The organism is Levilactobacillus tongjiangensis (assembly GCF_003946345.1).
Taxonomy (GTDB): Bacteria; Bacillota; Bacilli; order Lactobacillales; family Lactobacillaceae; genus Levilactobacillus; species Levilactobacillus tongjiangensis.
In genome coordinates, this window is the sequence record NZ_RHNY01000032.1 from 1 (window position 1) to 11143 (window position 11143).

The 11143-nt window shown below is 42.5% G+C and carries 9 protein-coding genes and 2 pseudogenes; 6 read left to right on the forward strand and 5 right to left on the reverse strand.

What is annotated here, in order from left to right; genetic code table 11:
• Nucleotides 1-306 precede the first annotated feature (306 nt).
• The 3 genes from EKM75_RS12350 to EKM75_RS12360 all read left to right on the forward strand — a co-directional run bounded on the left by EKM75_RS12350 (nt 307) and on the right by EKM75_RS12360 (nt 3680).
• Nucleotides 307-1512 (forward strand): NAD(P)/FAD-dependent oxidoreductase, encoded by a 1206-nt coding sequence (locus EKM75_RS12350; protein ID WP_002825823.1) that lies wholly within the window; start codon nt 307-309, stop codon nt 1510-1512.
• 115 nt (nt 1513-1627) lie between these two features.
• The gene (locus EKM75_RS12355) at nt 1628-3004 is read left to right on the forward strand and encodes an FAD-dependent oxidoreductase (RefSeq protein ID WP_024855732.1); all 1377 of its coding nucleotides are present in this window, start codon (nt 1628-1630) and stop codon (nt 3002-3004) included.
• A 310-nt stretch (nt 3005-3314) separates the two neighbouring features.
• Nucleotides 3315-3680 (forward strand): hypothetical protein, encoded by a 366-nt coding sequence (locus EKM75_RS12360; RefSeq protein ID WP_003580900.1) that lies wholly within the window; start codon nt 3315-3317, stop codon nt 3678-3680.
• 153 nt (nt 3681-3833) lie between these two features.
• Here EKM75_RS12360 and EKM75_RS12365 read toward each other — a convergent pair whose 3' ends face one another.
• Nucleotides 3834-5207 (reverse strand): MFS transporter, encoded by a 1374-nt coding sequence (locus EKM75_RS12365; RefSeq protein WP_003690687.1) that lies wholly within the window; start codon nt 5205-5207, stop codon nt 3834-3836.
• A gap of 39 nt (nt 5208-5246) precedes the next feature.
• The gene (locus EKM75_RS12370; protein ID WP_024855733.1) at nt 5247-6776 is read right to left on the reverse strand and encodes a multicopper oxidase family protein; all 1530 of its coding nucleotides are present in this window, start codon (nt 6774-6776) and stop codon (nt 5247-5249) included.
• A gap of 126 nt (nt 6777-6902) precedes the next feature.
• On the opposite strand from EKM75_RS12370, the gene EKM75_RS12375 reads away from it, so the two are divergent.
• Nucleotides 6903-7094 (forward strand): hypothetical protein, encoded by a 192-nt coding sequence (locus tag EKM75_RS12375; RefSeq protein ID WP_003576326.1) that lies wholly within the window; start codon nt 6903-6905, stop codon nt 7092-7094.
• Nucleotides 7095-7222: 128 nt separating this feature from the next.
• Nucleotides 7223-7312 (forward strand): annotated as a pseudogene (locus tag EKM75_RS12835) (cation transporter); the annotation flags it as partial.
• 12 nt (nt 7313-7324) lie between these two features.
• On the opposite strand, the pseudogene EKM75_RS12380 reads toward EKM75_RS12835, so the two are convergent.
• The 3 genes and pseudogenes from EKM75_RS12380 to EKM75_RS12395 form a co-directional block, all read right to left on the reverse strand.
• Nucleotides 7325-8240: pseudogene (locus EKM75_RS12380) on the reverse strand (IS30 family transposase).
• Nucleotides 8241-8598: 358 nt separating this feature from the next.
• Nucleotides 8599-8949: a DUF5388 domain-containing protein gene (locus EKM75_RS12390; protein WP_011222016.1), complete on the reverse strand. Its 351-nt coding sequence runs from the start codon at nt 8947-8949 to the stop codon at nt 8599-8601.
• A gap of 1 nt (nt 8950) precedes the next feature.
• Complete coding sequence (locus tag EKM75_RS12395) at nt 8951-9751, reverse strand: ParA family protein (protein WP_015639692.1); 801 nt, start codon at nt 9749-9751, stop codon at nt 8951-8953.
• Between the two features lie 867 nt (nt 9752-10618).
• On the opposite strand from EKM75_RS12395, the gene EKM75_RS12405 reads away from it, so the two are divergent.
• A complete protein-coding gene (locus tag EKM75_RS12405; RefSeq protein WP_020923847.1) occupies nt 10619-10897 on the forward strand; it encodes a BRCT domain-containing protein in 279 nt (92 codons plus the stop codon).
• Nucleotides 10898-11143: the final 246 nt, after the last annotated feature.

Below are 11143 nucleotides of genomic sequence, written 5' to 3' on the forward strand. Positions count from 1 at the left end.
AATGCCTGAACTAGCTTAGCAACTAGACCACTTCTAAGAATAGATTCTTAGTGTTGCACTTGATTTGACAATTGAGGCCTTAAAAATTGAGGTTTTTTAATTAAAATAATATTATTTTATGCTGTGTTATCCGCAATTCTAAATCTGGATCATAGTGATATTTGATAGCTTTGTAGCAGTATGTAAATAAAATTATTATTCTGATAAAAGCAAGCAACGATTGACAATTCTGAGCGTTATTTTTCGAATCATGGCGTTTTTATATTACAATGATCCTAGAAAAAGTAAAGTTATGGAGGCGATTAGATGAGTGATTTGGATCAGACAAACAGCTATCGATACGTCATTGTTGGTGGCGGAGTGGTTGCTGGCTATGCCATCAAGGGAATTCGACAGGAAGATTCAGAGGGTGAGATCTTAATTATTTCGCAAGAGGCGGATGTCCCATATGAACGACCGGCACTGAGTAAAAAACTATGGCTAGATGATGAATTTACTGAAGAGAACATTCAGATTGGTGCTGAAAATTATCCCAATGTGACTTTTAAGTTCAAGACAACGGTTACGGCTATTAATCGGCAAGATAAGGTCATTACATTGGCCGATAGTGAGCAAATCAAGTATGAACAGCTATTGCTAGCAACTGGCGGAGAACCTAGACAAATCCAGGGACCTTCTGATCCACATGTGCTAGTCTTTAGACAGTGGTCAGATTATCGCAAGTTACGTAAATTTAGTGGTCCGAACAAGCGAGTTGTGATCATTGGTGGTGGATATGTTGGTACAGAGCTCGCATCGTCACTGACCCAAAATGAGACTGAAGTTACGATGATTTTTCCAGAAAAAGCGCTGGGTGAGGGTAAATTTCCTGAGTCTATTCGGACTGAGTATGAAGCCACGTTCAAACGCAATGGTGTCACACTGATGAGTGGTCAGTTTGTCCAATCATATCAACGCCAAGGTGACCACTTGACTCTATTGACAAAGGATGGTACGGTGATCGCAGCCGATACGATCATTGTTGGGTTAGGCGTTACGCCGCGGATTAGTTTAGCTGAAGACAGTTGTTTGGATTTAGCTGATGGTGGTGTGAAAGTTAATGAGTATCTCAATACTAGTGACCCAGCCATCTGGTCTGCGGGAGATATTGCCTCTTATCCAGATCACATCTTGGGTCGGCAACGGATTGAGCACGTGGACCATGCCCGACTTTCTGGTGAATTAGTTGGCCGTAATATGGCAGGTGCTCACATGAGCTATCAGCATACCCCATACTTCTATTCCATGATTTTTGATATTTCCTGGCAAGCAATCGGTAATATTGATCCTAAATTGCAATTGATTTTTGATCGGCGAACGCATGGATCGCTTGTCTATTTCATAGATACCGATAAGTTAGTTGGTGTTTTAGTTTGGAATGTTAAGGTGAATCTTGATGATGTTCGCGCATTGCTTGCGAACGCTCCAGCTACAGATGATCTGGTGGGCTCCATTCGAGAGAAGAAGGCTTAGTATCTGGATGAGATATCGGTGAATCATTGCGTCATCACGAATGTACTTTAGAACAAAATGGCCATCATTAACGATTTATTATTTGTCACCCATCTATTAGGAGGCTATATTTTTTATGTCGAAGACAAAAGTTATTGTTGTTGGTGCCTCGCACGGCGGCCATCAGTCGGTTTTGGAACTTACTCACAAATACTCAAACCTAGATATTAAACTATTCGAAGCGGGAGATTTTATTTCTTTTATGTCCTGTGGTATGGAATTATATTTAGAAAACAGTGTAACGAGTATTAATGATGTCCGTAATTTTAAACCTGCAGATCTCGAAAAATTTGGGACAGAAGTATATGCCAATCATGAAGTGACCAAAATAAATCCAGAAAATAAGCAAGTTACCGTGAAAGATTTAAGATCCGGTAAGATACAGAGCTATGATTACGATAAATTAATCTTAAGCTCAGGCGTAACTCCAAACGATTTACCCGTTCCTGGTCATGAGCTAAAAAACGTTTATTCAATGCGCGGCAAGGATTGGGCAGAAAAGATCAAAGCAAAATTATCTGACCCAGATGTTAAAAATATTACTGTTATTGGTGCTGGTTACATTGGTGTTGAAGCTGCTGAAGCCAGCATCAAAGCTGGAAAGAATGTTACATTAATCGACATGATTAATCGGCCTCTGGGCAACTACCTAGATACCGAATTAACAGATATTTTATCAAAAGAATTGACTAGCAAAGGCGTTCAAGTTGTCACTGGCGCTAAGATTGAATGCTATGAAGGGACTGAATCGGTTTCTGCTGTTAAGACCAACGATGCAGAATATCCTAGTGACTTGATCATTCAAGCTGTTGGAGTTAAACCTAATACTGATTGGTTAAAGGGAACGGTTGAACTAGATAAGCGCGGGTGGATTAAAACTGACAAATATTTGAGAACTAATCTGCCTGATGTCTATGCCATAGGTGATGCGGTGTTGGCCTATTCAATTCCTGCTCAGAGGAACATGCCGATAGCTTTAGCCACGGTTGCCCGACGTGAAGCCCGTTATGTAGTGGAACACATCTTTGAGAACACACCGTCTATGCCATTTTCAGGAGTGGTCGGCTCATCAGCATTAAGTGTTTTCGACTATCACTTTGCCACATCAGGTCTGAATATGACCACAGCCCAAAAGGCCGATATTAAGATTAACACATCTTTTTACAAAGACACTTTACGTCCAGCTTATGTCCCTATGGAGAAGGGAAATACAGAGGTCTACGTAGAGCTGGATTACAATCCAAACACTCATCAACTATTAGGTGGTGCTGTATTGTCAACTTATGATATCACTGCCCAAGGTAATGTTATTTCATTAGCCATCCAACAAGGATTAAAACTGGAAGATTTAGCCGAAGCTGACTTTTTCTTCCAGCCAGGCTTTGACCGACAGTGGAGCCTATTGAACTTAGCAGCCCAACGTGCTCTTGGTGAACTTGAGTTTACAAAATAGAAATTGTAACGACCACTTATAACTTGCTGTTTAGGATCACGAATAAATCAAAAAGAGGCTGTGACATAAGTCTCCACAAATAAGACGGTCTAGTGAGAATCTTCGGATTCTCACTAGACCGCCTTTTGATATAATGGAAAATAAAAAAGGCATCGGCCACACCCGATACCCACAGATTATCCCCGAAAGGACATCTAAATATGCAAGACTATTATGGTGGATTGTAAAATTAATCCGAACGCTGTTCGGATTAATTTTACAATCTACCATAACTGCTATACTAAAAGTGAAAAGAAGAGGAGTGATCGTTTTGAAATTGTATCAAAGCCTTACCCAAGTCCAAATCAACGAACAATTCGCTGGTCAAGCAACCGGCTACAAGCTTTCCACGACCCTTGATAAGCCGCTGAACTACGATCCAACGATTCTCTATCAGTATTTGGATACCGTCCTGAAACCGGGCAGTCGCCACGACGAAAACAACTTGCGCTACGTGACTGATCCGGGCTATATCGGCGAAAACTTTAATTACCAAAGCGTCCCGTTTACTTCGCACATGACCGAATTCGACGAGAAGATGGCCTTCGCACGCAAACTGGTGGCCGACCTTAATCGTCATTTATCTGTCAACATCAAACCGGAAGATGAAACTATCGAACTGGTCTTTGTTGACTAAAGCAACCGTGTTGCCCTCCTTTCCTAGTCGCGATGCTTCTCTCCTGATCATTTGCGGCTAAGTACCCAGTCAAGCATGCTTAGTTGCAACAAAAATGACCGCCTACCAAAAAGTAGACGGTCATTTTTGTTGCAACTAAGCACGAATTCGCAGCTATACCGCTTTCTTCGCGACTTCCTTTGGTAACGTCAACGCCAACAGCAAGCCAATCAGGCCCACGCCAGCAAACACAGCGAAGGTAACAGCAAAACCGCCAGCATGACTTCGCAGCGTGGTTTGCATGCCATCCAACAACACTGTGGCGAACATGACACCGGCAGAACCAAATAACTGACGAGCCGTCGTCGTAACCGCAGTGCCGTCTGCCACGAGCTCATTCGGCAAAGCATTCGCGCCAGCCGTCACTGAAGGCATCATCACAAAGGCATTGCCGGCTTCAGTCGCCATCGCCAACATAATTGCCCCAATCAGCGGTAAATGATGGGCAAAGACTGCTAACAGACCAAAGCCGCCAGTAATCAACAACATGCCAATCATGGCCACGACACGCGGTCCAAAGCGATCCAGTAGGCGCCCGCTAATTGGATTCAAAATACTCAGCAACACCGCAGCTGGCACTAAGGACAAGCCAGAAATCAACGGTGACAAACCAAGTAGCGTTTGAAAGTAAAGCGGCATCAGGATAGTGGTGACAATCAAACCGACGTATGAAATTCCGGTCAGAAACACCGCTTTAGTAAACATACCAGTGGCAAAAACTCGCATTTGCAACATTGGTGGTTGGCGATTCAATTGCCGAACAACGAAAATACCAGCTGCCAGAACGCCTAAAATCAACAAACCAACCACGCCAACAGTTAAGCCTTTTTTCGACAAAGCACCCAAGGCATAAAGTAGAATTGGAAAACTTGCGGATAAAAGGAAGGACACCCAGTCCAGTTGCGTCGGTTGCAATGGCATGACAGACGCAATGGTCACCGTTGAAACGGCCAGCACAAGCAGCGAAACGACCAAGAAGAACAAGAATAAAGCCTGCCAAGGGAACCATGTCAGCAAAACACCGGAAATAATCGGACCGACTGCCAAGGCTGAGCCCATGACCAATCCCGCCGTGCCCATCACCCGACCACGCTCACTATGCGGCGTAATCGTCAGCAACACGGTCTGGAAACTCGGGAAAATAATCCCGACCGCAATCGCTTCAAGCAACCGGCCAATCATGAGCACGGTAAAACTCGGTGCCCAGATACATAAGCCTGTCCCAATGGCAAAAATGAGTTCAATCGCTTGGAAAAGCCGTTGGAAAGTAACATTATGCAACAGCCATGGGCTAACCGGAATCATCAAGGTCATCACCAACATAAAGCCGGTTGTCAGCCAAGCAACTGTATCCGCTCCTAAACCAAAAGCTTTCATAAAAGCAGGATAAGCGGTGCTTAAAGAAGACTGAGAAATTGACATCGAAAAGGTACCTGTCAGTAACGTGGCGACAAAAGCCCCGCGATGTTTGATCGTTGGAGAGTGCATATTAAAATCATCTTTTTCTATATTAGTATTGTGGGACGTTTACATTTTCATTCCCATTTTTTCATAAGACTGCATACCGCCCATCCAAATCTCAGATGGTTTGACGCCACGTTCTTTAGCCAAGGCCATCATTAACGTATCCATATCCATCAATTTATATTCTTGCTTTGGCTTGGCTGGATCGAATGTTTCAATCTGTGCCATCATGCCGCCATCTTCGTGCTCAATGATATGGCAGTGATACATATAAACCCCTGGCAAATCAAAGCGAACCAGCAGCCGAACCGTTTCACCAGGATTCACGCCAATTGTATCTTTGAAACCATGTTCATTTGGATACGGCGCATGCCCATTCCGCGACAAGACTAAGAATTGGGTTCCATGCACATGGAATGGATGAACCATTCCAGGCGCATCATTGCTATTGGTAACATCCCAGTACTGGGCTTTGCCAATTGGTTGCGTGGCATCAATCCGCTGCATGGCAAACTTTTTACCATCAATCGCAACACCTTCGTCCATCCCCTGCATCACAACGTGGCGAACTGGCAAAGCCGGGTCAACCACTGGTGCCTTCACATCGAACAACTTATCAGGCAAGGTAGTCTGATCCGGTTTGAACGCATGAATGCGGAACTTTAGCAATGGCACATCATCCGTATATAAGGTGACCTCGTCGCCTTCATGGTATTGGCCAAAATCAACAATCACTTCGGCACGCTCAGCACAAGTCAGCATCAAATGGGTAAATTTGACCGGCTCCGGTAACAGTGAGCCATCCCCGCCAATTTGCGTAAATGGCAGGTCATCGGAAAAATGCAACCGCCATTCACGGCGATTAGCACCATCCAGAAAACGCAACCGGACCTTTTGCGTGGTGACATCAAAATAGGGATTGATGTCACCGTTAATCATTGCAGTTGGCCCAGCAACACCGTCAGGATCATAATCAGCCCGGTAGTCCCACTGGTTGTTCTCATGAAAACGCCGGTCTTGCAAAATGACCGGAATATCGTCAACGCCATAGTTCCTTGGCAATGGCAGGCTGGCTTCATGGTCGTCTTTGACAATCACCATGGCAGCCAAACCATGCCAAACCTGCTCGGCTGTGGATGGGCACGGATGCGCGTGCAGCCACAAAGTCGTCGCCGGTTGTTCCAATGTGAAGTCGATATGCTTACTTTCACCCGGATAAACCGGCGCATGGCATCCGCCATCAACATAAGGGCCACTGACATTAGCCCCATGCCAATGAAAAGTGGTCAACTCAGGCAGGGTGTTTTTCAGTGTCACATGCGTATGCTGACCACGGCGATACACAATCGTCTGACCTAACAGACTGGTATTATAGCCCCACGTCTTGGTCTTCGCCCCAGGTAACAGTTGCGTTTCCCCAGCCTCTGCTGTCACCGTGTAATAAACGTCGGTCGCCGTCTCTTTATCCGGTTTCAACAACGGCGGCACATTTAAGGGCTTCTCAGGCGCATCACTGACCTCAAGCGGCACGTACCCGCCATCGTGGAGATCAAACGCTGGCTCATCAAAGAAATAGTCCGTATAGATTTTCATCGTGATTTCCCCCTCTGACAAGAATTTTAACACTTTTTAGGGTTGCCATAAACATAATTTAGAATTAACCTAAAGTAGTATTGAAAAATGGTATAGGTCTTATCCATACACTTGAGGAGGATTTTCATGCAACAAATGTCGAAAACAATGGGCTGGCTCATGCTGGCGTTAAATGTGGTGCTGCTGATTCTAATTGGTACCATGCACAATATGGCAGCGATGTGGTTAATGGGTCTGATTATGACTTTGGACGCTGTGACAGGGTTAGTTGCCGCTTATCGGCCCCAGTCAAGTCAACAACACGCCCACCAGCACTAGTTTGTTAAGAAGTTGCTGCAAGACCTTTCATGGAGTCATTGATCGGCGTTATATGTTGACATATACATATGTTGAATATATCATGTGTCTGTACTTAGATGAACAGTCACATGAAAGAGGGTCGTTTAATGCAGCAACTGTCAATGACGCAGAAACAAACCATGACGTCAGCCTTACGGGTTGAATATTTTTCAACGGCATGGATGGCATTTGAGTGGTAGATTGCAAATTTAATCCGAATTTTTGGACAAATTTGTCAGCATAACCTGATACGGTGTTTGCCAGTCGAGTATTTTAAGCGGTCGCTGGTTAATTTGGAGTAACGTCGTCGTTAAATTTTGAGCACTAATGTGCTCAAAACGAGTCCCTTTAGGATAAAAATAACGTCAATTCCGATTAAAGCGTTCATTACTACCACGTTCAGCTGGCGTATAAGCATGGCAGTAATAGGTCTTAATACCATATTGTGATTCAAGTGATACTAGCCCACTAAACTCAGTGCCACGGTCCACAGTAAAGCTGTGCACCGCACCATTAAAAGTGGTTAGGAACTTAGTTAGGGCTTCATTAACAGTCGCTGTCGTCCGATCTTTTAACCGGTATGCCCAAAGGAACCGTGATTTGCGATCGATTAAAGTTAATAAAACTGCCTTACTATGCCCACGAGGACCAACGACTGTATCTAGTTCAAAATCGCCGATGCGATTACGTTGATTAATCATCATGGGCGCTGTTCAATTGATCGCCCCAAAGATTGATTATATTTGGATTGTTGGTCAACGTTACGCCATGTTCGGGTAGATCATTCAAGGAGAAACCAATTCTCTCCTGATTTAGCCAATTATAAATAGATTTAGTAGCTAGTTTAAATTCGTGAGCAATCATTCCTGGTGACCAGCTTAGACGTAAATGGTTGAGAATTTTTTGCTTTAACTCATCGCTCAGCTTAGTTTTCCGACCACATCGTGATCGCTTGTATTCGGCATCTGTTTGTGCTAATTCAGCCTGATAAGGTTGACATCGAGATAATTCATAAGAAATTGTTGACGGTGATCGGTTCAGCCGAACGCCCATTTGGATATTGGACAGCCCTAGTTCACAAAAGGTTTCGATTTTAATTCGTTCGGAATAGGTTATACTAGACAAAAGATCAGCTCCTAAAAGATGGGTTTGTGGTAAACACCATTTTAAAGGAAGCTGATCTTTTTTGTCCGAACAGCGTTCGGATTAATTTTACAATCTACCACACAACCAAAAAGCCATTCATCTCATCACGAGGTGGGTGGCTTTTTTGAGTAAGTTAAGTGACAGCATTGATTGATTGTTATATGATTGTGTATGTCCTAAATGGACACAAGCAACGCTCCTAAGCAAAGCCTGTATGTACTGATTTCAGAAAAGCCCTCTATTCCGCATAATAGAGGACTTTTTTGTGTGCATTCTGCTTAATTTAAACGGACAAGTATACATCTAAAAGGTGAACGTGTCGTCTGAGAGCACGTGATTATTTACTTTTTACTTTGTTAGCATCGCCGGTTTCCAAAGTCTGTATTTGAGTCGTAAGCGTATTTTGTTCAGACTCAGTTAACGATTCAAAAAAAGTTTTTTGTAATTGGGCTAATCCGTTTTGTTGAGTTGAGCTATACCCTAAAATTACCATAGCTTTCATAAAGTTTTTTAGATGATTGTCAATTCTGAGCGTAGTATCAAAAGTAACACCATCTATTTGTTTAGACTTCGTTTTGTTTGATTCGTTTAGAGAAGATATGGAAATTTCTTTTTGGGGCTGGGGCGCCGATTTTCTAGGAATTATTTTGCTTTTATTTGAGTTAGGATTGTGTAAAAGTTCCACCATGCTAGTCCGCCCTTTCAATAATTTCTTGTGCCACAGAATCGTATAATCTAATTATTTTTTTATCGAACTGATCTTTTAGAAATACACCTCTGATTGAATATCTTTTGATTCTTTCCATATTACGAATTAGGGTTTTTAACATGTTTTCTTTCCCAAATTCTTCTTCTGCTACTTCTAATGTGCTGTGATCAACAGGCGCCCCATTCTTTAATAGCACAGGAAGTATACCGAGTAAATTCAAACTAGGTGCTTCGTATTCATCGATTACCTGTTCCTGTATATATTTTAGAAACGATTCGGCACCCTGAAGACTGTGCTCTTGAGTTTGAAGGATAATCAGAACCCAATCTGAAGCGTATAAGGCGCTATCAGAAATTAAGGAAATAGTCGGTGGCAAATCAAATACCACAAAATCATATTTTTCTTTTAGTGAAGCAAGTAGCTTGCTAAAATATGTAACTCTATCTTTATAATTATTTTTAAACTTTTTTTCCATAATCCGTGGGTACAATGAAAAATCTGCGCTTGATGGAATAAAGTCAATGTTTTTATCCAAAGTAACCAACGATCTTGATAAGTCCTCTTCTTGGATTGATGCAAGCAAGGTTTGATTAAATTTAATATCATCGTGGCCTAAATTAGCCGCGGTTTTAAAGTAAATATCTGTAGCGTTTGCTTGAGGATCGAAATCAATTAATAGCGTTTTTTTACCAGCACGAGCTAGTGCCAGGCATGCAAGCGTGGCATTTGTTGTTTTACCGGTGCCACCTTTAAAATTTCCAAAAGTAATTACTTCACCCATTATACTGACCTCCAATTAAGTATCCTAATATACAAGGATACTTGGATACAAGGATGATAACATACAAAGATACAAAGATACAAGGATACAAGGATACATTTCTTCTCAAAAGCCGTTAAATTAAGATTGACTGCAAGTATCCTAATATACTTAGATACAAGGATACAAGGATACTTAGATACAAGGATATGAATATACAAGGATACAAGGATACAAGGATACATAAAAAGAAATGTTGATTTATCACCAAACAACGAGTAATATTGGTTACATAAAATAGAACATAAAAAAACACCCACCAACGGGAATCGGTGAGCGCCACAAAAAAGTCATCATTGTTTAATGACTATTATATCATGGCCGGTGCGATTTTTAAAGCCCTAGGGGACAAGCTGGGGTCTAAATCCAAGGGGACACGTTTGCCAGGGCGACTTCAATAAGTCTGGCTATACCACAACAAGGTCATCTGTACGGCTGGGTGGTGAATGGTGAGCGCGACCATTAACGGCGCGGGTGGTAAAACGAAGCTTCGGCTTGGTGCCACTGATTAGTTGGTGATCGAACAAACATAAATACGTATTACCAACGCCTGCTAGGGCGTTTTTTAGTAGGCTAAACCGAAAACGTAGGTTTATAATGAGTGGTGGTAGCAATACCGCAATTGTACAGACAAGCGACGGGCGTTAACGACCGACGAACTAAGGGGAAACTTTTAGTAGTAGAATTGTACTCTGGTTCAGTTATTCCAAATAACTGTTTCCAGGGAACAATTCTGCGCTCAAAACGTCACTCCCTCTAAACTGAATGGAAAACCATAACCCGTCAAGTCAAAACCAACATTAGAATCAAGAAAGTTGATGATTTAAAATGCTTGATTTAAGAGATTGTGAGATTGCTTTTACCGGACGTCTAACTACCATGACTCGGGATCAAGCTTTTAGTTTGGCGAAAGTCTTTGGGGCGAAACCACAAAATTGGGTTACGAAACAGACAGATTATTTAGTGGTTGGGTTAATTGAGACGGCTTTAGGTGAGGAGCCCATCACAAAAAAGTTATTGACGGGAACACCAACGATTTCAGAACGGGATTTTTTGGACTGGTGTCAGGCACGATTGGCGCAATGGTCTAGGAGTTTAGGCGGTTAAATTCACAAAGTGAGTTTAATGATTTTTTGGGGATTTTTCATCTAGACCACTCCTCTCCCGTCAAATTTCACAAAGGCCAAATAATGGATCGTTGTTTTATCAGGGAGTGAGGGGGTTACTTGGGATAAGCCGCCTTGTGTGAAGTAGAAATTGGTATACTAAAAAAGGCTCCCGGTTTAACACTGGAGGCCTTTTTTCTAGGTTACATATTTTGAGGATGAATGTTTTTATCTTCGTAGCTTTTAC